Below are 24,885 nucleotides of genomic sequence, written 5' to 3'. Positions count from 1 at the left end.
CCTTCAAATAGTTATATTTATCTCTATGGAAAAATCGATATATTGGAGAAACTTAAATTTATAAATGATAATTATTTAAAGGATTTCGATAAAGAGGAAATAGATTCTAAACCTATTGTTCAAAAACCCTTTGACAAGAGAAAAGATATAATAGTTGAGTATCCTATTTCAACGGAGGACTCTGAAGAAGGAAAATCATCTGTTGCTCTAAGCTTTTCTATTAAAGATGATTCTAGAATCGATACGATGACTTCCTTCAATGTACTAACTTACATGCTATTCAAAAACCAAGCTTCTCCAGTGGTGCAAGAACTAAATAAAGCTGGTTTTTACAATATTAGTGCCCAAATGTCTCCTAACTTCTTGCAACCTTATGTAACAATAACTGCACAAAATATCAATCCTGATATGAAGGATAGTTTTGTAAATATTGTGTTTTCTTCCTTAAAGGATGTAGCAGAAAAAGGTATAAATAAAGATCTTATTAAATCAACACTAAACGTAGTAGAGCTAGATTTAAGACAGCAATACTCAAGAGATATTAATACAGGGCTCATGTATGGTGACTTAGCAATGTTTAGCTGGCTATATGACGAAGACCCATTTGAAGGCCTAAATATGGCAGATAGCTTCAGAAAATTAAAGATTGCATTAGATAAGCCTTATTTCGAGGAACTGATCAAAAAACATATTCTAAATAATAAACATAGTTCTCTAATACTTCTTCAGCCAAAGAAAGGCTTAATGGAAGAAAAAGATGCTGCTGCAACACAAAAACTCAGAGAATATAAGGCATCTCTTTCGGATAAGGAAATAGAAGATATTATAAGAGAATATAAAGAACTTCAAGAATGGAATAACACTCCTAATTCTAAAGAAGCCTTAGATACCATGCCTGCATTATCTTTAAAAGACTTAAAACCTACTATAGAGGAAATCCCTACTATAGAAAGTAAAGATGAAGATATTATTATTTTGCATCATCCATTATTCACCAATGGTATTGGAAGCATAAATTTATATTTTGATGCTTCTTATGTGAAACAAGAACAAATTCCTTATATAAATCTCTTATCAGAGATATTAGGGAAAATGAGTACCGAAAATTATAATTATACTGAACTGCCAGTGCAGGAAGCTATGTATACAGGAGGTATCAACTATTATCCTAGTGTACTAACTAAAAAAGGAAATAACACAGATTATGATCCTAAATTAGTCGTATCATCTATTGCCATTGATGAAAACATAGGTCAAATGTTTAACTTGATTTCAGAAGAAATAGAAAAGACTAAATTCGACGATAAAGAAAGGCTAAAACAGCTTATCTCAATGTCAAAGTTTACTATTGAAAATCAATTGAATAGCATGCCTTTGAATACGGCCGCAATAAGAAATCTTTCTTATTTCTCACCTGTTTTCAAGTATAACGATATTTTAAATGGCTTTGATTATTATGATTTTATATCAGAACTTGATTTGAATTATGATTCTAAGTATGAAGAAATAGTCGCAAATCTTGAAGAAGTTAAAAATACTATTTTTAATAGAAATAATTTAGTAATAAGTATAACTGGAGAAAATACAGAATATAAGGCTTTTAAGGAAAATCTTCCTACATTACTTGAAATCTTGGAAGATAAAGATTATCCTTCACAAAAATATGAATTTAAGATTGGAGATACTAACGAAGCCTTTACATCTCCAATAGATATTTTATATAACTTCGCAGCTTTTGACTTTACAAAGGGCGGATATAAATATAGCGGTAGCATGAAGGTTTTAAACAATGTTATATCTGACTATTTATTTAATGAAATTCGTGTCAAAGGCGGAGCATATGGTGCTATGTTTAATATAGTCAACGAATCTAATATTATCTTTATGAGCTATAGAGATCCAAAATTAAAGGAAACTTATAATGCCTATAACAGCACCGTAAGCTTTCTCAGAAACTTTGATTCAGATGAGAAAGCATTTGAGAAATTTATTATTTCTTCTTTGGCAGAATACTATGTTCCAGTATCTAGCATACAAAAAGGAAATGAGGCCGATTATTATTATCTTATGGGAATTAAGACTGAGGATTTAAATAGAGAGCTTAAAGAAATATTAAACACGAAGCCTCAGGACATGAAAAAATTTGCTGAAATGATTGAAAAGGGATTAAAAGATAATAATATTGTAACAGTTGGAAATGAGAAAGTAATAAAAGATAATAAAGGTTTCTTTAATAGTATAAAAAATTTAATAAAATAAATATCCAAATAGAGTAACCTCTAATTTAATTTAAATTAGAGGTTACTCTATCTTTTCTAAAGCTTCTATATCCAGTAAAATTATTCTTCTATGACCAATTAATTTTATAATTCCCATATCCTGAAAAACTGTTAGCTTTCTACTTAAAGTCTCTTGACTCATTCCTAAATGAGATGCAAAGTCTCTTTTACTCATCTTTAAAGATACTTCCCCTTTTTCATTTGCCATATTAATTAGGGTAAGGGCCAGCCTTCTTTCTACTCCATGAAGGCTTATATTTTCTATCAAATGTTCAGCTTTTTCTAATCTTTGACTTAGCTCCTCCATTACTTTAAATGCTATGGTAGGATATTTTTTCATTAACTCTTTTAATTTTTTCCCATCTATCATACATGCAACTGTCTGTGACAGTGCTTCTCCGTTATCAGTTAATGGCAAGGGACTAAAGATAGATAGTTCTCCCATAAAATCTCCAGGTCCCAATACTCTAATTACCTGTTCTTTGCCCGAATCTGTAAATCTAGTTATTTTTACTTTTCCAGAATGTATTACGTAAAGTTTATCTCCTTTATCCCCAGCCGTATATATCATTTCACCTTTTTCAAAGTTTTTTTCTCTTGTTATCCTAGCTACTTCCATCATTTCTTCATAAGTTAGATTGCTAAAGATTGGAACTATCTCTATACAATTTTTCCCTTCCCTTTTAAAGCAGTTACAATCCATTTAAACATCTCCTTAAATCCCTAACATTTTCTTCGATTTGCCCCTATCTCCATATCCTAAAAGTCTAACTGCATTAATTACAACTAGCAAGACAGACAATTCATGGACTAACATTCCAAAGGATAAATTAACCGTTTTAATCAATACTCCTGCTAATAATAATGCTGCTACAGCTATAGCAAAGTAAATATTCTGTCTCATATTATTTACTGTAGCACGGCTTAATCCTATGGCATGGGATAGTTTTTTTATTTCGTCAGACATCAACACTACATCTGCTGTTTCCATGGCCACATCTGTTCCTGCACCACCTATGGCAATTCCTAAATCAGCTGAAGCCAATGCTGGCGCATCATTTACTCCATCCCCTACCATGGCTGCTACGCCATATTTTTCTTGCAATTCTTTTAATACCCTAACCTTATCTTCTGGTAAAAGTTCTGCATAAAAATCGTCTAAGCCTATTTCTTCGGCAATTGCTTTAGCAGCTCTTCTATTATCTCCAGTAAGCATTACTATTTTTTCTACACCCAATTTCTTTAGATTAGATACTAATTTCTTAGCATCTTCCCTTACAACATCAGCAATGGATATAATCCCTAATATTTGCCTCGTATCTCCAACTATTACAGCAGTCTGTCCTTTTTGTTCTTCAGATTGTAGATATTTTTCTACATTCTCTCCAATACTTACCTTATTCTCTAAGAATAATTTTCTATTTCCTATTAAAATTGTTCTACCTTCTATCTTAACTTTAAGACCTTGACCAGTTATTATCTCTGACTCCTCTGGCATTTCATCAATTTTTCCTAGATCCTTTTCTGCCCGAGCCAGTATTGCACGAGCTAGAGGATGTTCTGAATATCCTTCTCCTATTGCAGTTATTCTTAGTAACTCTCTTTCTTCTATATCATAGGATTTTATATGGGTTACCATTGGTTTCCCAACAGTCAATGTTCCCGTCTTGTCAAAGGCTAAAACTTTTATCTTCCCTAAGTTTTCCATTATCTCTCCACCTTTGACTAACACACCATGCTTTGCCCCATTTCCTATACCTGCTACAATAGACACAGGGTTGATATAACCAAAGCTCCCGGACAGGCTATAACTAATAATGTAAGAGCTAATACCAAATCCTGAGTCACTAGATATAATCCTATTGCTAATACTATTATAGCAGGAGTATAATATCTTGAAAACTTCTCAAGAAATTTTTGAGTTTTTGCTTTCTTATCTTGAGCTTCTTCTACCATTTGAAGTATCCTTGCAAACGTAGTATCCTCTCCTACTCTCGTTGCCTCAATTACTAGATATCCAGACTCAATTATTGTTCCTGAGAAGACACTATCATCTATATTTCTATTAACAGGGATTGACTCTCCTGTAATAGCTGACTGATTTACATATGCTGAGCCTTCTACAACATTGCCATCTACAGAAATCTTTTCTCCTGGTTTTACTACTACCTGATCTCCCTTAACTACTTCATCAGGAGAGATTATTATTTCAACTCCATCTCTCATTACTCTAGCCGTATCTGGAGCTAAATCCAGCAAAGCTTTAATTGAAGATCTAGTTTTTTCTATAGTTCTAGATTCTAGGTAATCACCTAGCATAAATAGAAATGTTACAGCTGCTGCTTCCCAGTATTCCCCTATAAACATTGCACCTATGACTGCTATGGATACTAGAGCATCTATTCCTATTATCCAGTATCTTGCAGCAGATATTGCATTTCTGAGTATTGGAGTACCTGCAATTATGGCTGCAAGAATCATGACCACAGATGTTATTATTTGCTCTCCTATTGTATTCTTTAATATAAAAGCTATTGCTACTAATATCCCTGATATCCAAACTCTTTGAGCCTTGGTTAATTTCATTATACTCTCCCCTCTTAAACTTTACTTATTATTTTTCACTTAAAACGTCAAATCCTAATTTTTCAATTTTTGCTACTATATCTTCTGAGCTTAATATTGATTCATCGAAAGTTGCTTTAACTCTAGATGTATTAAATAAAACTTCTCCTGTAGAAATACCTTTTGTCTTCTTTAACATTCCTTCAATTTTAGCCACGCAGTTTGGGCAAGTCAATGTTTCTAATTGATAAGTTTTTGTTATCATATATATTACCTCCTGTTTTTATTGTTTGTAGCTTTATTATAAGCTAGAATAGAATAATTTACTTTGACCTAGGTCAAAATTTCGTAATTATTTTGGAGAGTTTCTTTAATAATTACCCTATTTTTATATTATTAATTAGATCAGATAGATTTATTATATTTTATCATTGTAATCAATTCGTAATTCTATGTTCCTTGTAAAGAATATAAAATTATGTTACCCTATACTATAAAGGATGGTGATGATATGAAAAATTTAATTAGAAAAATCTCTTTAATGTTAGTAGCATTAACGGTACTAGTCATTTCCTTTGGTTGTACTCCTAAGAGCAATCCTGCAGCAGAAGAAAAGATATCTACAAATCTAGGTTTCTTAAGTGAAATAAATACAGAGAATGGAAAAAATTACATTACTATTTCTACAAATGAAACAACTCTAAAATTAGAGGTAACAGATAAAAGCCTTGTAGATAATCTGGCTGTAAATGAATATTATATGGTAGCCTTTAATCAGGACAATATAGTGAAATCAATAGAACCAAATTCATTTATAAAAGATTTAGTTGAAAAATATGGAAAACCAAATGGAGAATCTGGAGATCTAATTATTAAGGCTACAGACAAAGTTGATTATAATGACTTAACTTTGCTTGATTCCGTGAATATAGACTTTAATAAAGATGGAACAGAAGAAACTATAGAGTTGTACACAGTTGCTCAAAGATACAATGGTGAGATTGCTTGGGATGATGGTCAAAATTGGGTACTAGTTGCAAGAGATGCTGATAACGATTATATTCTCTTTAATGATTATGTTCAATTAGGCGGCATAAGTTTTTATGCATATTTTGAAGGTGAAGATTTTGTAGTAACTACAGTTCAATCAGGTACGGCAAATTTAAAACTTACAGAATATAGATTTGATAAAGAATCCAATAGTTTTATTAGTAAAGTAAACTTTACTACTCATGGTGATGTAAATATGTTCCACCAAGCACCTTTAGGATACAAATAATAAAAGCCCTTATACAGGGCTTTTTTCATTTATCATCTCATCTATCTTTTCCTTTGATACTGGCTTACTAAAATGGTAACCCTGAGCTATATCACATTTCATTTCCTTTAATATCTCTAACTGTTCCATATTTTCTACCCCTTCAGCAGTTACCTTTAAACCCAATTGTTTTGCTAAAACAATTATCGTATTTGAAATCATCTTATTTTTATCATTTTTCTCAATATCCCATATAAAAGATCTATCTATTTTAAGCTCAGATACACTCATTTCATTTAAATAATTTAAACTGGAATATCCTGTCCCAAAATCATCTATGGCTACTGCTATCCCAAGGTTTTCTAACATATTTAAAATATTTAATGTATAATCTATGTCTGATATAGCCGTGGTCTCTGTAATCTCCAAGGTAAGATTCCTTGGATTAAGTTTTGACTCATTTAAGGCATTTATTACTTCATTTATAAATCTTCTATCTTGGAACTGCCTAGCTGAAATATTCACAGACATAATAATATCATGTCCTAAATCAATCCATTTTTTTGCTTGAACTGCCGCCTCCTTTAATATCCATTCTCCCATTTGGATTATCAATCCTGTTTCTTCAGCTAAAAAAATAAACTTATCCGGGTATAGGAGTCCTTGTTCTGGATGATTCCATCTTACCAAAGCCTCTACCCCTCTGATTTTTCCTGTTAATATATCTATTTGAGGTTGGTAATGTAATACCAATTGATTATTTTCTACAGCTTGTCTCAATTGATTTAAAAGCATCATCTTCTCAAGACCTTTAGACTGTATCTCTTTTCCATAAAGATAGTAAGCATTTCCTCCAAAATCCTTCGCTTTATACAATGCAAGATCAGCATTTTTAATTATGGACTGAGAATCCAGTCCTCCTTCTGGATATAATGCTATACCAATACTAGTAGTTAAATATAATTCATAATCCTTAACATAATATGGTTTTTTAAAATCTTCTATGATAATCCTTGCTAATTCCATTGCATCATCACTATGCTGAATACCTTTAAGTAGTATATAGTACTCATCCCCTCCAATTCTCGCTACGATATCTTCTTCTTTTACTAACTTCTTAAGTCTCATACCTAAAATCTTTAATACATAATCTCCTACATAGTGACCTAATGTATCATTTATATGTTTAAATCTGTCTAAATCTAAAAGTAACACTGCAAATAAATCATCGTTTTTCTCTAAATTTTCAAATATACTATTTAATTCTTCCATAAAATAAACTCTATTGGGAAGTGACGTGACTGGATCATAATACGCTAAATTATATATTTCTTTTTGATGTTTTATTAAACCTTCATTGGCTACTTCAAGTTCATTAGTTCTCTTTAATACTTCTTTTTGAAGTCTTTTATTATAGAAGTACAAAAATAAGAAAATTAAAGATATTATCGTCACTACAGATATAATTTGTTTTCTATAGGCATTATATGTCATCTTAATGTAGGACATATCTTCCCCGAACCATTTTTTATAAATATTATCATAAACCTTATTTCTTTTAATAGTTTCTAAGCCCCTCTCCAATGTTTGGAAAAGCTCTTCGTTATCCTTTCTAACAGCTGGTCCATACTTTGCAATAGAGATAGGTTCTCCTACAACTTTAACTAATTCTGTCATTTTATTTCTCTGCAGATGATATAGTCCAACTATTTTATTTCCTAAAGCTGCATCTACTTCTTTATTTCCTACTGCAATCAAGGCTTCCTCTTGACCATTTTTAGGATAACCAATTACGCGAGGTATTTCTAAAATTAGAGATTCGTTATAATCATTTTTTTGATAAGCTACCTTTAGTCCTTCTAGGTCTTCTAATTCGTTTATATGTACAGTATCCTTCGCTGCAAAAATCACTTGCTCATTGACAACTGTAGGTAGAGTGAATTTATATTTTTCTAGCCTTTCCTCATTTTGGGACATACCTATAATGCCCTCGACTTCATTTCTGTCCAAGGCTAGTATTGCGTCATTCCATTCCATTGGTATAATCTCGATTTGTAAATCCATCTCATTGGCAATTGCATTTATTATATCAACATTATATCCTTTATAGTTACCGTTTTCATCAATGTATTCATAAGGTGGATGATTATGATCTCCTGCAAATCTAATAGTTTTTGAACTATTGTTAGAATAAACATTTTTACTATCTATAAATAGGCTTTGGATGGAAATCAAAGTTAGTACTATTAATAATACTATTATATTTTTCTTCGTCTTGGATCTCATAATCATCCCCTTTAATCATATTTCCCCGTTAATCTCCCTATATAATCCCCTTTATCTCTTTAGCAAATTTAATAAATTTATCTATATCTTCCTTATTAGTATCGAAGGATGTAACTAGTCTAACTAAATTTGTTTCTTCATCTATTACATAAAAATCAAATTTTTCTTGCAGAGATTTAATTAAATCCCTTTCCATATATGCAAATATCATATTAGTCTCTGGTTCAGATTTTAAGGTGATTCCAGAGATTCCAGATAAGCTGCTTGCAAAGTATTTACCCATATTATTTGCATTTAATGCATTTTCTCTCCATAAGTCGTCACTTAAATATGCGACAAATTGTGCAGATACAAACCTCATTTTAGACAATAATTGCATTCCTTGCTTTCTATAAAATTTAAAAGCTTTACTTAGATCTTTATTTAATGAAACTATAGCCTCTCCTATCATCATGCCATTTTTTGTTCCACCAAAGGATAGAAGATCCACTCCTGTATCTGTTATCATCTCTTTAAAAGTGGTATCGAGTGCCACTACTGCATTAGCTATCCTTGCGCCATCTATATGTAATAGCATATTATTTTCATGAGCTAATTCAGCTAATTTTTTAATTTCTTCCACTGAATATAGTGTTGGCAGTCTCAGTAGTTTGAGATATGGAAATTATCCTAGGTTGGGATTGATGTTCGTCTCCTAAAGAATGAAGAAAACTCTTTACCCCTTCCCTACATATCTTTCCGTTTTCAGTTGGTATCTGTAATATTTTTGCTCCACTAAATTTTTCTAATGCTCCACATTCATCTACATTTATATGAGCTGTATTTGCACATACTACTGCCTCATATGGCATCAATAATCCACTAAGCCCAATAACATTTGCAGCTGTACCTGTAGTTACAAAATATACATCTACATCAGCTCCTAATTGTTCTTTTATTTTGTTTATGGCTTCTTTAGTTGTATTATCGTTACCATAAGAATAATCATGACCGCTGTTAACATTTAACATAGCTTCCATTACCTTGGGATGAACTCCAGAGTTATTGTCACTCATAAACATTTTCATATTTTATCCTCCTTAAATCAAACTTATCTATCTGTCAATGCTACGAAATTACCAATTATAGACATTATTATACTATATGCGACAGTTAAACTAAATAGGTACATTGGCATATTATAGGAGATATTATTATAATACATTTTATGATATAATATACTGTATTGACGGAGGTGATACGTTGAAATCTTATTTACTCGTTATTATTATAGGGTATTTATTCGGCTGTCTACAGTGGTCCTATATACTTAGTAAAACTTTTTTAAATGTGGATATCAGGACACTTGGTGCTGGAAATGCTGGTGCATCAAATACTGTAATATCCCTAGGATGGAAATGGGGTGTCCTAGTTGCCGTCTTAGATATATTAAAAGCAATTATTTCTATTTTAGTTATCAGATATTTATTTAAAATTTCTCATCTAAGTGAAAGTGTTTTTCTTCTGTATTTAAATGGTCTTTTTGTAATCCTTGGTCATGATTTCCCATTCTTTATGGGTTTTAGAGGTGGAAAGGGTGCTGCATCTCTTTTAGGTATGTTAATAGGCGTAGATTATAGATTTGGCTTATTGGGCTTCCTCATAATTTTGCTTATAACTGTTTTTACTGACTATATAGCCTTAGGTACTATAGCCATGAACTTATTTCTATTATTAGCAACTATTTATTTTAATCTTGGACTTGGTCCAATAATCATATCTGCCCTTCTTGTGATTATAGCTATTTATCTTCATATACCAAATATTAAACGTATAAGAGATAAAGAAGAAAAAGGGCTGAGGGGAACCTTAAAGAAAAAAATCAAAAATATATAGGGAACGGTTATTCAACCGTTCCGCCCCTAAAAAAATTTATTCATGCCTTTTAAATCGCCCCTTTTAGCATAAACAAATTTTATTCTTTCCATTCCTTTTTAATAACTCTTCAATTTTATATGCTTCAACTGGTTTACTAAACAAGTACCCCTGTACAAATGTGCATCTATTTGCATTTAAAAACTTTAATTCTTCTTCTCTTTCTACCCCTTCAGCAGTTAAAGTAATATTCAGGCTTTCAGCTAGAGATATGATTCCCTTTACAATTTTAGATTTATTAATATTTCCATCTACTCCATCGATAAACATTCTATCAATTTTAATATTATTAATATTCAACTCACATAGTTGTCCTAGGGAAGAATATCCAGTACCAAAGTCATCTATGGCTATTTTTATTCCTAATTTCCTTAACTCCTTTATTGTATCCTGAATCAATTCATAGTTTTGGGTAAAAAAAGTCTCAGTTATTTCCAACTGAAGATATTGAGGTTTCAGCATAGATTTCTCCAATATCTTTTTTATCCTTTTAGTAAAATCAGGTTTTTCTAATTGCAAAACAGATACATTTACAGATATGTATATAGGATCATATCCTAATTCTTGCCATTCTTTATTCTGACTACATGATTTTAGCAATACCCACTCTCCTATAGGATGTATCATACCTATCTTTTCTGCTATTGGTATAAATCTAGCAGGTGGAATTATACCTTTTTCTCCATGATTCCATCTGATTAAAGCTTCTGCTCCAACTAATCTATTCGTATCAATACTATATATTGGTTGATAATCTAAATACAATTCTTCTTTTAATCCTAATTTTAATAAATCATTTTTCATCCAAAAATATTCTTGAATTTCTTTATCCAAAGATTTTTCAAATCTAGTGGTATTATTATTGTTTTGTATCTTGCATTTATTCATAGCAATATCTGCTTTCCTAATTAAAGTAGTAGAATCCATTCCGTCATCAGGATATACTGCTATTCCAATACAAGTTGTTATTTGAAATTCACCATTACCTACAGAAAAATAATCTTCAAGATTTTTTATAATATTATTAGATAATCTCTCGACTTCATACAAGGTATCTATTCTAGGCATTAAAATAGCAAATTCATCTTCGCTAAATCTTGCAACAGTATCTTCTATTCCTACGCTAGCTCTTAATCTTAGTGCAAATTCTTTCAATACCTGTTCCCCAGCAAAATGCCCTAAAGCATTCTTTATCTCTTTAAACTCATTAACCTTTAATATAAGTATTACTAACTTTTCCTTAGTATTTTCATTAGAATTATTCTTAAATACTTCATAATCTAAATTATCCAAGAAAAACTTCATATTAAATAGTCCAGTTAAACTGTCATTATAAGTAAGCATCTTTATCTTATTTTCTTTTTCTTTAGTCTCTGATATATCAGAATAGATGAAATAAGCTCCAATAAAATTTCCATTCACTACTATAGGACATATGAGCAACAGTAAATCTAGGGTACTATCATCTCTCCTTTTTATTCTAACTTCTCTCCGTATACATTTACCCTCTATTATTGATTCTCTGAAATCACAAAAAGGATCATATATGGTTTGTTCACATAATATTTTTGTAATATCTTTATTTACTATTTCTAATAAATCATATTGAAAAGCCCTCTTAAATTTATCATTAATATTCAATATTCTAAATTCAGCATTAACCATTGCAATAGCTTCAGGAGAATTATTAAAGAGATTATCAAAATAGATTTGATTGATCATATAGTCTTTTTCTAACTTACTCTTTTCTTTAATATCATGAATAACTGAGAATAATAAATTCTTATCTCCAACTTCTATAAAACTACTAAATACTTCTACATCTCTTATTTCACCGTTAAATAATTTATGTCTAAATCTAAAAAACTTTCTATTTTCTAGTTCTGCCTTCTCTATTTCTTTAGATATCTCTTTTTGAGTTAAGATATTTATATCTGAAATATTCATAGAAAGCAATTCTTTTTTTGAGTATAAATAATAATCACATGCTGCTAAATTAGCATCATCAATATTTCCTGTTTCAGCATCTATAATTATCATGGGTGTGAGACTATTATTAAAGGCTTCTTTATATTTACAATTGTGTTCTACAAATTGTTCCTTCAAAATTTCTCACCTCTGCTTTTTACATACTACAAATTGCTTAAATTATCTCTTTAAATTTACCATTAATCAATCTAATATTATATATCTAAAACCGAATAGTCAGCTAATATATCACTTAGATAGATACTAAATTTTCCTAATGCCCTACTTCTAAGCTTTATTTGAAAATTAAATATTTAAACTTAGGATTAATAATTATATATTAGCATAAAATATTATCATTGACAACAAATGTTGACATTTTATTGCATTTAGACCCTTTTTGAAGACAGCCTATAGATTTGATTGTTTTTATGCTAGGATATTTATGAGGTGATGCCATGACTTTTGGAGAGCGTTTAAAACTGCTTAGAGAAGAGAATTCTTTAACTCAAAGTGAGTTAGCTAAAAAATTAAATATTAGTAGACAATCTGTTAGTAATTATGAAAATGGTTCGCGTTTTCCTAATGATGTGCAACTCCTTGTGAAGATTTCTGCACTTTTTTGTGTCTCACTAGACTACCTTATAGGTTTATCTAATATTAGACTTTCTCTCCCAAACCAAGATATGGAAAAGAATCCTCAATTTATGGAAAATAATGAAAGCCCTTATTCTACTAAAAGAAATGTACTAGAAGAACTTTTTTTAGAAATTGATAATATGCCTCTGGAAGATATTAAAAAGGTTATTAAATTTATAAAAGTAATCAATGGGAAATTATAACTTATAAATTTAAATAAATAATTATTTTCCCCATACTCCTCTAGGAAAGTTAGTATAAAAACATTTTTGTAGCTTTAATTCTATTTTGATTTGATTGGAAAAGAGTACTTATTTTTCCTAATTGAAGAATATTTTATTCTAATTCAAAAAAAGCTTAAAAAATCTAAAGACTCTGATTCTATGTCTCTTTAGTATAGACATCTTTTCAGTCCTATGATTCTTCTAAGCTTTTTCCATTCTAATAATATCTCATATATTTAATTTTGTTCTATAATTTATTCTCTATTAATACTATTTCCTCTTAGGATTCGCTATTTCAGCTTTAACCTTTGTTCCTTTTATTCTTACTCCATTTAATATTTCTAAGACATCCTCCGTATAATCTCCTGGTATCTCTACAAATGTAAATTTATCATATACATCTATATTTCCTACTAGGTTTTTAGTTATACCTGTCTCCTGAACTATAGCCGCTAATATATGCCTTGGACTTATGCCTTTTTTCTTCCCTATATTTATGTGAATTCTTGTTGAAGAACCTGATGATTTAAATCCTGTAGGTTTACCTCCTGTAGGTTTGCCTCCTTTAAGCTTCCCTCCAAAATCCACCATATCTAACTCTTCGTGACCATCTAGTCTGTTTTCAGCCATGTAGAATTTCAATAGTGCAGCTGCTATATCAAAAGAGGTATAATCTTCTTCAAGTAAGGTCTCGATAATCTTTTCATATTTACTTAAATCTTCTTTGTCAATCTCTTCTTTTATTTTTCCAAGCATTATTGTAGTATAGTTTGCTTCTATATCCTTAAGAGTTGGTAAATCCATTCTTGTAATTTTTGTTTTAGTATATCTTTGTATGTCTCTTAATTTATAGATATCTCTTCCTGCTACAAAGCTAAAGGCCTTTCCTTCTCTTCCTGCTCTGGCAGTTCTACCTATTCTATGGACATAATATTCCTCATCCTGCGGCATATCATAGTTAATAACTAAGTCCACGTCATCTACATCTATTCCTCTTGCTGCTACATCTGTAGCTATTAAAATATCTATGGTACCTTTTCTGAACTTACCCATTACAGTATCCCTTTGGTTTTGCTTCAAATCTCCATGAAGTCCATCTGCAAAATATCCTCTTCCTTGCAATTCTTCAGTTAATTCATCTACCTTTTTCTTTGTATTGCAAAATACTACAGTTAACTTTGGATTGTACATATCAACAAGTCTAGATAAAATCTCAGTTTTCATATGCTGTTTTAGCTCAAAATAAACTTGCTCTACCTTTGGTACTGTAAGTTCTTTATGAACCACCTTAATGATCTCAGGATTTGCTTGATAACTTGCAGCAAACTTCATAATTTCTGGGGGCATAGTTGCTGAGAAAAATATGGTTTGTCTTTCTTCCTTTAAATCATTCATTACAAGGGCAATATCATCTCTAAAACCCATATCAAACATCTCATCCGCTTCATCTAGTACCATCATGCTTACATTATCTATTTTTAGAGTTCTTCTTCTTATATGATCTAGAACTCTTCCCGGTGTACCAATTACAATATTAACACCCTTTTTTAAAGCTTTAATCTGCCTATCTATTGGTTGCCCACCATATATAGGAACTACAGATATACCTTTTTTATATTTTGCAAGTTTTCCGATCTCTTCAGCTACCTGTATTGAAAGTTCTCTAGTTGGACATAGAACTAATGCTTGAACATAATTTCCATTTGGATCACATCTTTCAATAATAGGGATACCAAATGCAGCTGTTTTACCTGTTCCTGTCTGCGCTTGCCCAATAATATCTCTGCCCTCTAATATTACTGGTATAGCCTGGGATTGAATAGGAGACATTTCCTCAAATCCCATATCACAAATTCCCTTTTGTACTTCTTTCGATAAATTCATATCCTCAAATCTTAATTTTTCCATGTATATAAAATCGTCCTCCTTAATCTATAACCTATTAAGTATACATATAATGTTAACTAATTGCAAGAAAAATATTAGTTTATATCTGATTGATAAATATAATTGTTTCCTTTATAGTATACCCTTAATTATGAAACTTCTCTTATTATCTTTATTTAGTTTCCACTAATATTTAATAGGGTATATATGGAAAAATTAGGTCTTATGACCCATTCTAGGAGATGATTTTATGTTTACCATAGAAGATTTTCAAATGATGCTTGATAGTACTCCTGTAGGATATGTATATCATGAGCTAATTTATGATGATAAGTATATACCTATAGACTTGAAAATATTAGATTTCAATCCTTCTTATCTAGAAATTATTGGAATCAAAAATATAGAAATACAAGATAAATATATATTGGAATTGTTCCCAAGCATTAGAAATGAAATTCCACAGCTATTTGAATTAGTAACTGATGCTATTTTGCACAATAGACATACCTTAAATTCTGTATATATACCTAGTTTTAACAAATGGCTAAAAATACATCTATTTTCTCCTAAGAAAAACTTCTTTATTGCCCAATTCATTGACCTAACTAAAGAAAAAAAACTAGAAGCTAGTCTAATACAAAAATCCAATGAACTGGAGGAATTAATAAATTCCATTTCTGATTTAGTCATAGCAATTAACTTTAATGGAAGTATTATCAAAGTAAATCAAGCTTGGGAAAGAGTCTTAGGCTATAATATTAATGAATTAATATCACATCAATTTATGTCCTTTCTTCATCCAGAAGATCTAGAGTTTATATATGAATCATTTAATAATGGTATAATTTTTGATCCTAATTATATTTTGAGAACTAGAGTATTAAAGAAAAGTGGAGAATGGTTATATCTTGAATGGAAACTAAGTTTTTATGAGGATATTGCTTATGCTGTTGGAAGAAATGTTACAGAAATCATTGAAAAAGAGGAACAGATTATATATCTATCTTACCATGATAAATTAACTGGCCTTTACAATAGAGCTTTCTTTGAAGAAGAGTTAAAAAGGTTAGATAATAATCGTCACTTACCTCTATCAATTATTATGGGTGATGTAAATGGTCTTAAAATAATTAATGATGTATTTGGTCATTTAGCTGGAGATAGAATGCTACAATCCATTGCTGAAATACTTAAAGTTTCCTGTAGAAGAGGAGATATTATAGCTAGATGGGGCGGAGATGAATTTATCATTTTACTCCCTAACACTTCCAGTTCAATAACTGAAGAAATAATTGATAGAATATACAGCAATTGCAAGGATAGAGAATTAGATATGCAATATGCTAATATTTCTTTAGGATATGCTGTTAAGGACCACAATGATATGGATATAATGAAGGTTTTAGTTGAAGCTGAAAATAATATGTACAAAAATAAGATAATAGATGGAAAAAAAGTTAGAGATATAATAATCTCATCTATGATACAGTATCTTTTTGATGGAAATTATGAAATCAAATATCATATTGATAGAGTCAAAAATTATTCTCTTGCATTAGCTAATAGATTAAATCTATCAAATAGTGATAGAAACAAACTAATTCTTCTTGCAGAGGTCCATGATATTGGTAAGATTTCTATTTCTAAAGAAATATTAGAAAAACCCAGAGAACTAGATGAATTAGAATGGAATGAAATAAGAAAGCATCCCGAAATAGGATATAGGATTGCTAAGTCAATACCAGAATTAGCTGACATTGCAGAACTAATCTTATATCATCATGAACGTTGGGATGGTAAAGGCTATCCCCATGAACTAAAAGGAGAAGAAATTCCATTACTGTCTAGAATATTTTCTGTTGTAGATGTTTATGATGCTATAACTCAAAATAAGCCCCATAGAAAGGCAATGTGTTTAGACGAAGCTATAGATTTCCTATTAGAAAATAAAGGCATTCAATTTGATCCTTATATAGTAGATTCCTTTATAAAGATTTTGCTTCAATATTAAAATTTCTAATGTTATACTAATTTATAGTAAAAATTTATGGAGGTCTATAGGGTTTGGTGGAGGTATGGGAATTGAATCTGTATGTGGCGCACTTACTCTGCTGGAGTTATGGTATTATCATATAAATATGTGAATAATGTTGCCCATGAAAGTGATAAAGTTAAAGAAGTGAGTCAAAGACTTTTTAGAGAGTTTATGGAAAAAATGAATAGTATACAATACGGATATCTCAAAAAGGGCATGTAGAAAAGGGGATATAGGCTGTTCTAATATTATCATAAAAACTGCTGAAATATCGGATAAATTAATGATAGAATAAAAACTAGACTAGGGTCTAGTTTTTTGTATAATCTTTAGAGATGATTTTATCCGATGGCTTACAATTCCACGACTTCCACTTCTATAAGTAAAAGTCGGGAATTGCATAGCCTCTGGATAACACGGCTCTGCGTTCAGAGGGAGTTAAAACTCCCCCTGAACTGAGTCTTAGTTTATCAATGAGAGGAGATACTAATGAGTATTTTAACTGTAACAAATCTAAGTCATGGCTTTGGTGATAGAGAAATTTTAAAGAATGTATCCTTTAGGCTACTGAAGGGCGAGCACGTAGGTCTAATAGGCGCTAATGGAGAAGGTAAATCTTCTTTTATGAATATAATTACTGGAAAACTAGAACCTGATGAAGGTCAAATAGAATGGGCTAAAAGAGTTAGAGTTGGATATTTAGATCAGCACACATCACTAGAAAAGGGTCAAAGTATTCGTGATGTGCTAAAATCAGCATTTAAGTATCTATTCGATTTAGAGCAGGAAATGCAAGATATGTATTTAAAAATGGGTGATGTATCTGAAGATGAACTTACTGCTCTACTTGAAGAGGTAGGTACTATACAGGATATATTAGATCATAATGATTTTTATATAATAGATGCAAAGGTAGAAGACATTGCAAGGGGCCTTGGTCTTGATGATATTGGTCTTGATAAGGATGTAAATGATTTATCTGGAGGGCAGAGAACCAAAATACTTCTTGCTAAATTATTGTTAGAAAAACCAGATATTCTATTACTTGATGAGCCTACTAACTATTTAGATGAACCACATATAATATGGCTAAAAAGATATCTTCAAGAATATGAAAATGCTTTTATTCTTATATCCCATGATATTCCTTTCCTAAATTCTGTTATAAACTTAATCTATCATATGGAAGATAAGGAATTGACCAGATATGTAGGAGATTATGATAATTTTATAAAAGTATATGAAGCTAAAAAGGCTCAATTAGAAGCAGCATATAAAAAGCAGCAGCAAGAGATTGCAGAGCTGGAAGACTTCGTAGCTAGGAATAAGGCCAGAGTTGCAACTAGAAATATGGCAATGTCCAGACAGAAAAAACTAGATAAAATGGAAATAATAGAGTTGGCTCGTGAAAAACCAAAGCCAGAATTCAATTTTAAGGAAGGCAGAACTGCCGGAAGACTTATATTTGAAACTAAGGATTTAGTTATAGGCTATGATGACCCTTTATCTAAGCCATTGAATCTAACAATGGAAAGAGGTCAGAAAATAGCATTAATTGGAGCTAATGGTCTAGGTAAAACTACTTTATTGAAAAGTATCCTTGGTGAGATTAAATCTGTATCCGGTGGAGTAGAGCTTGGTGATAATCTTCAAATAGGATATTTTGAGCAGGAAATCAAGGATAAAAACAATAATTCCTGTATTGATGAAATTTGGCAAGAGTTTCCCGGATATACTCAATATGAAGTTAGAGCTGCTTTGGCAAAGTGCGGGTTGACTACTAAGCATATTGAATCTAAAGTAATGGTTCTAAGTGGTGGAGAACAGGCTAAAGTAAGACTTTGTAAACTCATTAATAAGGAAACCAATGTACTCATACTAGATGAGCCTACTAACCATTTAGATATAGATGCTAAAGAAGAGCTAAAAAGAGCCTTAAAAGCTTATAAAGGGAGTATTCTTCTTATATCCCACGAACCTGACTTTTATAAGGATGTAGCTACTGATATTTGGAACTGTGAAAATTGGACGACAAAGATATTTTAATGTAAAAAGGAATCTTCTTGAAGAAGGTTCCTTTTGTATTTAAAGTTGAGAAACACTTTATTTAGAGCCTCAAAATAATTCTTTCTCATTTGCCAATATATGCTATAATATAGTTAACTAAATATTTTGAAAGGCGGGATAATATGCGTTGGAGTTTAAATGAATTATATACTTCTTTCGATTCTAAGGAATACATCTCTGATCTAGAAAAACTTGACAGCTTAATATCAGAATTTAGTAAATGGGCTAATGATAATTTGAATTCTACTGACAATGCCATAGAAAAAATAGAAGTATATGTACAATATTCTAGTACCATAAACACGTTATTTTCAAAACTTTTCTCCTTTGCATCTCTTACAAATGCAGTAGAGGCTAAAAATGAGAAAGCTCTTCAATATCTTGATAAATTGAGAGTGAAAAGTTCGGATCTAACTAAACCTGATGTTCAGTTTCAAAGCTTTATGAAAAATATAGATAACTTAGATGAAATAGCAAATTCATCAGAAGTATTAAAGGAGCATAAATTCTATTTAGAGCAAATTAAAGAACGAACTAAATATATGCTTAGTGAGAAAGAAGAAATACTTATATCAAAAATGTCAAATACTGGCTCTTCTGCATGGTCAAATCTTCAAAATATGGTATCATCTACCTTATTGGTAGATATAAATATAGATGGAGAAGATAAACAGCTTCCACTTCCAGCAGCTAGAAACCTTGCATATGATAAAGATCCAGTAAAGAGAAAAGTAGGTTATGAAGCTGAACTAAAAGCATATAAGAAGATAGAGGAATCTTCAGCTGCTGCATTAAACGGAATCAAAGGTGAAGTAATCACTACTTCTGAATTAAGAGGATATCATTCTCCCTTAGATGAAACCTTAGTAAAATCTAGAATGGATGAAAAAACTCTATATGCAATGATTATAGCTATGAGAGAGTTCTTACCAGTATTCCATAAATATTATAGAAAAAAAGCAGAATTATTAGGATATGAAAATGGACTTCCATTCTATGAAATGTTTACGCCTATGGGAGAAGTAAATAGAACCTTTACTTATGATGAAGCAATGAAATATATAATAGATAATTTTAGGACCTTCTCTAATAGACTAGCTGATTTCGTACAAAATGCCTACGATAATAATTGGCTAGATGTAGAACCTAGGGAGGGTAAAAGAGGAGGAGCATTCTGCTCAAATTTGCATCCTATAAAGGAAAGTAGAATATTATCTAATTTCAATGGAAGTTTTTCAAATATGACTACATTAGCTCATGAATTAGGACATGCATATCATGGACTTAATTTAAGAAATGAATCTATATTAAATAGTAGATATCCTATGCCAATAGCAGAAACAGCTTCTATCTTCTGTGAAACAATAGTGGTTAATGCAGCTCTAAGAGAGGCCAGTGATGAAGAAGCTCTAAGCATACTAGAAGCTTCCATATCTGATGCAGGTCAAGTTATAGTAGATATCTATAGTAGATTTTTATTTGAATCAGAGTTATTTGAGAGAAGAAAGACACATGCCCTTTCAGTAAATGAACTGAAAGAAATAATGATGGATGCTCAAAAACAAGCTTATGGAGATGGATTAGACCATAATGTCCTTCATCCATATATGTGGTTAAATAAACCTCATTATTACTCCGCAGGACTTAACTTCTATAACTTCCCGTATGCCTTTGGATTATTATTCTCTAAGGGATTGTATGCAGAATATCTAAAACGAGGAGAAGAGTTTGTAAAAGAGTATGATGAACTATTAAACGCTACAGGTAAAAATAATATAAGAGACGTAGCTCTAAGAATGGGCATAGATGTTCACGACCCAGAGTTCTTCAGAAATTCATTGAGATTAATTGAAAAGGATATAGAAAAGTTTATAGAATTAGCAAGTAAATAATTTCTTAAAACAAATTCCCCCTTTGGTTTTTTATACCAAAAGGGGAATTTAATTATTCATTAAGTAAATAATCATTAAATATGTTTTTAATCAACTTTTCAGTTTCTATTTCATCATAGAGGTAATAGGATGTTGAGCCAATATATTCTCCTTCTCCCGGAATTATATCTGTCTTAATATTTTCCATATCAATCTTTTTTGCATTTGTTGCAGCCTTTAATATAATATTAAGAGGAATATTAGTCTCTACATTCTTATAATATGTTTTTATTAAATTCTGTAGCTTAAATAAATTTTTAAACTTTAAAGTTTGCTTTATTAGCTCCTTCATAAACATCTGCTGAGCTTTAATTCTTCCAACATCTCCCTCGGGATATTCTACTTTACTGCCATCATTATTTTTTCTCCACCTTAAAAAATCATGGGCATTCTTTCCATCTAATGTTTGTAACCCCTTCTTTATATTTATATTAAGGGGAGTAATCTCAGGGTTAGTATCCTTATATTTCATATCAAAGGGTACATCTATTTCCACCCCACCTATAGCATCCACTACTTCCATTACAACGTTATAATCTACCTTTACATAGTAATCTACATCAATACCCAGAAAATCTCTTACAGTTCGCATCGTAAGCTCTGGTCCTCCATAGGAATGGGCATGATTTATTTTATCCTTCTTCCCTTTTACTAAAACTCTCGTATCTCTTGGTATAGATAGTATATTTGTTTCCCCAGTATCAAAATTAACTTTAAATAGCATCATAGTGTCTGTACGGATACCCTTATAATTCTTAACTCCATTAGCATCTACACCCATCATTAAAAAGAGAATTTCATTTTTTATCTTTTGTTCTATTTTATTGTCCTCACCTAGATCAATCTCTGGTTTATTATTATCTTCTATAGTTGGTATATATCCATTATCTAAAAAAACATCTTTCCCAAAAACCATAAATACTAACCCAAAACATATAAATGATAAAATAAATGATAACAAAAATTTCTTTTTCATTTAAACACCCCAATTTTAGTTGGAATTTGAAACAATTTATTATATATTATCAATATATGATATTTCTGTCAATATTTTGGTGATGTAATTACAGTATCTCCAAGAAAGCATTTATTCTAGTATTTATTTGTCCCATGTCCAGCTTTGAGTAATCTGTTTCAATATATAAATATGGCTTATTCTTTTTCTCTGTCACAAATCTCTTTACATTGTAAGATTCCACACTAAATGTATGACAAGCTTGAAGAACCACTTCTATTACTCCATCTATCTCATATTCATCTATCATCTCATCCAATGCCTGAAATCTTCTTGGATTTGGCGTCATAACAGAACAACTAACATTTAAATATTTTTCTGTTAAGGCATCTATTGGATCTATTGTTTCATTTACTAATACCATCTTTTCTCTAACTCCACTACAATTTTCAAAAGCCACTATATCTGCTCCTGAATCCTCTATGGTCTTTAGTACCTTTTCTCTAACTCCTCCTACTGGACATCCAGTAATAAGTATCCTTGGTCTATTTGTCTTAGTCCCCTTTAATTCATTTTCATATTTATCCTTTAGTTCTCTAGTTCTTTCTTCTATAAAATTACATTGAGATCTCCTATCGAATTGAAAGCCCAAAGCTTCCATTGTTTCATTTACTTCACGTCCTGATATTGGGGAAGGATTTAATTTACCTAACTCATAAAAATCCAAAAGCACTTTTCTTTCATGATTTCTTTCCTTTATTTCTTCTCTCAAAATTTCTTCTGTAATTTCTATATTAAATTTTTCTTCTAATACTTCCTTTAGTCTAACTAGTTCTTCTCTCCAATATCTAAATGCATGGTCTTTATCTTGTCCTTGCGGTAAATGCATAACATGAGTTGGCCTTAATTCTCCTAATAATTCGTACATCTTTTTCTTACCATCACAAGTAGTTTCTCCTACTATTAAATCTGAAAAATAAAAATATGGGCATGTTTCTGATACCGCAAAACCATAACTAGATTTTATAAGAGGGCAAAGATTTTTAGGCAAGTGTTTTTCAGCATGTGGTATTGGTACATCAGATGTGCCGCATAAACTCACTGCTACTGCCCCTGCTACATGTATAAGTTCAATAGGTGTATATGTACAAAAAATTCCTACAACTGGAGTTCCTCTCTCTTTTAAAGCTTTTACTTTTAGGAAGCCTTCTCGTCTAGCTTCTTCATAGCTCTCAAAATTCTCTGGTAATTTTAACATATATGTCACTCCTTTAACAATCATTCATATCATTATATAAAATTTAATAAAAGATAATCAAATAAGGATTTTCTATAGTTAAGTTTTCAATATAGATATAAATGATATTGTCAAAACAAACGAAAACCACTCCAATTTTCAGTGTTTTCACTAAAATTGGAGTGGTTTATTCTATATAAAATTTATTAAGTTTATTTCTTTATGCCATCATAGCAAAGACCATATGGTTTTCCTGGAACGAACTCTCCTTGTCCTTTTTCACCTATATATTTTCCTTCATCTACTACTAATTGACCTCTTAAGAATACCTTTTCCGGTCTTCCTATTTGTTCAAATCCTTCATAAGAGTTGTAGTCAACTCCTTGTAAGCTTGTTTCATTTGATATTATTGACTTAACCTTTGGATTATATATTACGATATCAGCATCATATCCTATACCAAGATGTCCTTTTTTATCTCCAAGACCATTGATTTTAGCTGGTTTAGTTGCAAATAAATCAACTAATTGTGATCTTGTTATTTTTCCTGTTTCAACTCCAGCAGTCCACAATACTCCTAATCTATTTTCAAGACCTGGTGCTCCATTTGGAATATTTCTAAAATCGTCTTTACCCATATGTTTTTGCTCTGCCCAGTTAAATCCGCAGTGATCAGAACTTATTGCATTTAACCATCCATTTTTGATTGAAGCCCATAAGTAATCTATATCATCTTGCTCTCTAAGTGCAGGTGAACATACATATTTAGCACCTTGGAAATTAGGTTTTGCAAGATTTTCTTTATCGAGTGTTAAATAATGAGTACATGTTTCTCCGTAAACTGGAATCCCTTCATCTTGAGCACGCTTTATTGCATCAACTGCACCTTTTGTAGATACATGAACTACATATAAAGGAGCATCCATAAGCCTAGCGATGTTAATTGCTCTTTCAGTTGCCTCAGTTTCTACCATTGGTGGTCTAGACACTGCATGATAGTAGGGTTCAACATTTCCTTGTTCAACACATTCTTTTTGTAGAACGTCTATTAAGTCAGCATTTTCTGCGTGTACCATTATAGTAACTCCTGCATCCTTTGCTTTTTGCATTGACTTAGCAATAACATCATCATCACAATGGAAGAACATACCTTGTATGCCATAAATAATTTTACTGTTGGATATCCAGCTTCAGGAAGCTTCGCAATTTCATCGTATACTCCAGTTGAAGGATCTGTTATTATACCATGGAAAGAATAATCTACCATAGCTATTCCTTCAGCGTTTTCTTTTCTATATTCATCTATTGTATCAATTAGACCTTTTCCTTTTATTTGATTAACAAATTCAATTACTGTAGTTGTTCCACCTACTGCTGCTGCATTTGAAGTTTCAAATCCTCTAACCTTTGAACCGTTAAATTCAAATGAAAAATGAACGTGTTGATCAACTCCTCCTGGCAATACATACATTCCTTTAGCGTCTATTACTTCATCAGCCTTAGAATCTAAATTATTTCCAATTGCTATTATTTTTCCTTCATCTACTAGAATATCACCTTGATACTCATCCATTGCAGTAACTATAACACCATTTTTAATTAACAAACTCATTTTTAATTTCCTCCTTTAATTTTAT

At 31.0% G+C, this 24,885-nt stretch carries 21 protein-coding genes; 8 read left to right on the top strand and 13 right to left on the bottom strand.

Translation table 11 applies throughout. The annotated features are described in order from the left end of the window. Positions 1–2,259: insulinase family protein (locus CIW83_RS16710; RefSeq protein WP_235601386.1), on the top strand; the 2,259-nt coding region annotated here is incomplete at its 5' end. A 42-nt stretch (positions 2,260–2,301) separates the two neighbouring features. On the opposite strand, the gene CIW83_RS16705 is transcribed toward CIW83_RS16710, so the two are convergent. Genes CIW83_RS16705 through CIW83_RS16695 form a run of 4 tightly spaced genes read right to left on the bottom strand, consistent with a single transcriptional unit; the run spans position 2,302 to position 5,109 of the window. Then, a complete protein-coding gene (locus tag CIW83_RS16705; RefSeq protein WP_094903258.1) occupies positions 2,302–2,982 on the bottom strand; it encodes a Crp/Fnr family transcriptional regulator in 681 nt (226 codons plus the stop codon). 12 nt (positions 2,983–2,994) lie between these two features. Further along, positions 2,995–4,053 (bottom strand): cation-translocating P-type ATPase, encoded by a 1,059-nt coding sequence (locus tag CIW83_RS23245; RefSeq protein ID WP_201259975.1) that lies wholly within the window; start codon positions 4,051–4,053, stop codon positions 2,995–2,997. Then, positions 4,041–4,865: a cation-translocating P-type ATPase gene (locus tag CIW83_RS24500; protein WP_201259974.1), complete on the bottom strand. Its 825-nt coding sequence runs from the start codon at positions 4,863–4,865 to the stop codon at positions 4,041–4,043. Before CIW83_RS24500 ends, CIW83_RS23245 begins: the two co-directional genes overlap by 13 nt. Before the next feature lie 28 nt (positions 4,866–4,893). Next, positions 4,894–5,109, bottom strand: a complete 216-nt coding sequence (locus CIW83_RS16695; protein ID WP_094903256.1) for a heavy-metal-associated domain-containing protein — start codon at positions 5,107–5,109, stop codon at positions 4,894–4,896. A 246-nt stretch (positions 5,110–5,355) separates the two neighbouring features. Here CIW83_RS16695 and CIW83_RS16690 point away from each other — a divergent pair, with 246 nt between their 5' ends. Further along, positions 5,356–6,123, top strand: coding sequence for a hypothetical protein (locus CIW83_RS16690; protein ID WP_094903254.1), 768 nt, complete (start codon positions 5,356–5,358; stop codon positions 6,121–6,123). A gap of 9 nt (positions 6,124–6,132) precedes the next feature. Here CIW83_RS16690 and CIW83_RS16685 read toward each other — a convergent pair whose 3' ends face one another. From CIW83_RS16685 to CIW83_RS24490, 3 genes are read right to left on the bottom strand one after another with little or no spacing between them, the layout of a single operon-like run. Next, a complete protein-coding gene (locus tag CIW83_RS16685) occupies positions 6,133–8,388 on the bottom strand; it encodes an EAL domain-containing protein (protein WP_158220155.1) in 2,256 nt (751 codons plus the stop codon). A gap of 37 nt (positions 8,389–8,425) precedes the next feature. Further along, on the bottom strand, positions 8,426–9,010 hold the full coding sequence (locus CIW83_RS24495) for a low specificity L-threonine aldolase (protein WP_201259973.1): 585 nt from the start codon (positions 9,008–9,010) through the stop codon (positions 8,426–8,428). Next, complete coding sequence (locus CIW83_RS24490) at positions 8,997–9,455, bottom strand: low specificity L-threonine aldolase (protein WP_201259972.1); 459 nt, start codon at positions 9,453–9,455, stop codon at positions 8,997–8,999. Before CIW83_RS24490 ends, CIW83_RS24495 begins: the two co-directional genes overlap by 14 nt. 175 nt (positions 9,456–9,630) lie before the next feature. On the opposite strand from CIW83_RS24490, the gene CIW83_RS16675 reads away from it, so the two are divergent. Next, positions 9,631–10,263, top strand: a complete 633-nt coding sequence (locus CIW83_RS16675; protein WP_158220154.1) for a glycerol-3-phosphate acyltransferase — start codon at positions 9,631–9,633, stop codon at positions 10,261–10,263. 63 nt (positions 10,264–10,326) lie between these two features. On the opposite strand, the gene CIW83_RS16670 is transcribed toward CIW83_RS16675, so the two are convergent. Beyond that, positions 10,327–12,408 carry an EAL domain-containing protein gene (locus CIW83_RS16670; protein WP_094903248.1) on the bottom strand — a complete coding sequence of 694 codons (2,082 nt, stop codon included), beginning with the start codon at positions 12,406–12,408 and terminating at the stop codon, positions 10,327–10,329. A gap of 320 nt (positions 12,409–12,728) precedes the next feature. Between CIW83_RS16670 and CIW83_RS16665 the strand changes: the two genes are divergently transcribed. Next, entirely contained in the window at positions 12,729–13,112 is a 384-nt protein-coding gene (locus tag CIW83_RS16665; RefSeq protein ID WP_094903246.1) for a helix-turn-helix domain-containing protein, read from the top strand. Positions 13,113–13,403: 291 nt separating this feature from the next. Here the strand turns inward: CIW83_RS16665 and CIW83_RS16660 are convergent, their stop codons facing one another. Next, positions 13,404–15,041, bottom strand: coding sequence for a DEAD/DEAH box helicase (locus CIW83_RS16660; protein ID WP_094903244.1), 1,638 nt, complete (start codon positions 15,039–15,041; stop codon positions 13,404–13,406). Positions 15,042–15,270: 229 nt separating this feature from the next. On the opposite strand from CIW83_RS16660, the gene CIW83_RS16655 reads away from it, so the two are divergent. The 4 genes from CIW83_RS16655 to CIW83_RS16645 all read left to right on the top strand — a co-directional run bounded on the left by CIW83_RS16655 (position 15,271) and on the right by CIW83_RS16645 (position 21,017). Next, complete coding sequence (locus tag CIW83_RS16655; protein WP_094903242.1) at positions 15,271–17,034, top strand: HD domain-containing phosphohydrolase; 1,764 nt, start codon at positions 15,271–15,273, stop codon at positions 17,032–17,034. Between the two features lie 81 nt (positions 17,035–17,115). Next, positions 17,116–17,280 (top strand): C_GCAxxG_C_C family protein, encoded by a 165-nt coding sequence (locus tag CIW83_RS22005; RefSeq protein WP_143598578.1) that lies wholly within the window; start codon positions 17,116–17,118, stop codon positions 17,278–17,280. Positions 17,281–17,547: 267 nt separating this feature from the next. Beyond that, positions 17,548–19,104, top strand: coding sequence for an ABC-F family ATP-binding cassette domain-containing protein (locus tag CIW83_RS16650; RefSeq protein ID WP_094903240.1), 1,557 nt, complete (start codon positions 17,548–17,550; stop codon positions 19,102–19,104). A gap of 143 nt (positions 19,105–19,247) precedes the next feature. Continuing rightward, positions 19,248–21,017: a M3 family oligoendopeptidase gene (locus CIW83_RS16645; protein WP_094903238.1), complete on the top strand. Its 1,770-nt coding sequence runs from the start codon at positions 19,248–19,250 to the stop codon at positions 21,015–21,017. Between the two features lie 52 nt (positions 21,018–21,069). On the opposite strand, the gene CIW83_RS16640 is transcribed toward CIW83_RS16645, so the two are convergent. The 4 genes from CIW83_RS16640 to CIW83_RS23910 all read right to left on the bottom strand — a co-directional run bounded on the left by CIW83_RS16640 (position 21,070) and on the right by CIW83_RS23910 (position 24,860). Further along, positions 21,070–22,032 carry an LCP family protein gene (locus tag CIW83_RS16640; protein WP_094903236.1) on the bottom strand — a complete coding sequence of 321 codons (963 nt, stop codon included), beginning with the start codon at positions 22,030–22,032 and terminating at the stop codon, positions 21,070–21,072. Positions 22,033–22,120: 88 nt separating this feature from the next. After that, positions 22,121–23,269, bottom strand: coding sequence for a double-cubane-cluster-containing anaerobic reductase (locus tag CIW83_RS16635; protein ID WP_094903234.1), 1,149 nt, complete (start codon positions 23,267–23,269; stop codon positions 22,121–22,123). 191 nt (positions 23,270–23,460) lie between these two features. Further along, positions 23,461–24,357, bottom strand: a complete 897-nt coding sequence (locus tag CIW83_RS23915; protein WP_235601387.1) for an amidohydrolase family protein — start codon at positions 24,355–24,357, stop codon at positions 23,461–23,463. Beyond that, complete coding sequence (locus CIW83_RS23910; protein WP_235601384.1) at positions 24,324–24,860, bottom strand: hypothetical protein; 537 nt, start codon at positions 24,858–24,860, stop codon at positions 24,324–24,326. Before CIW83_RS23910 ends, CIW83_RS23915 begins: the two co-directional genes overlap by 34 nt. Positions 24,861–24,885 lie beyond the last annotated feature (25 nt).

The sequence above is a fragment of the Tissierella sp. P1 genome (assembly GCF_002266425.1).
GTDB classification, from domain to species: Bacteria; Bacillota; Clostridia; order Tissierellales; family Tissierellaceae; genus Tissierella; species Tissierella carlieri.
The sequence above is the reverse complement of the archived record's forward strand: the minus strand, read 5'-3'. Positions and strand labels throughout refer to the sequence as shown.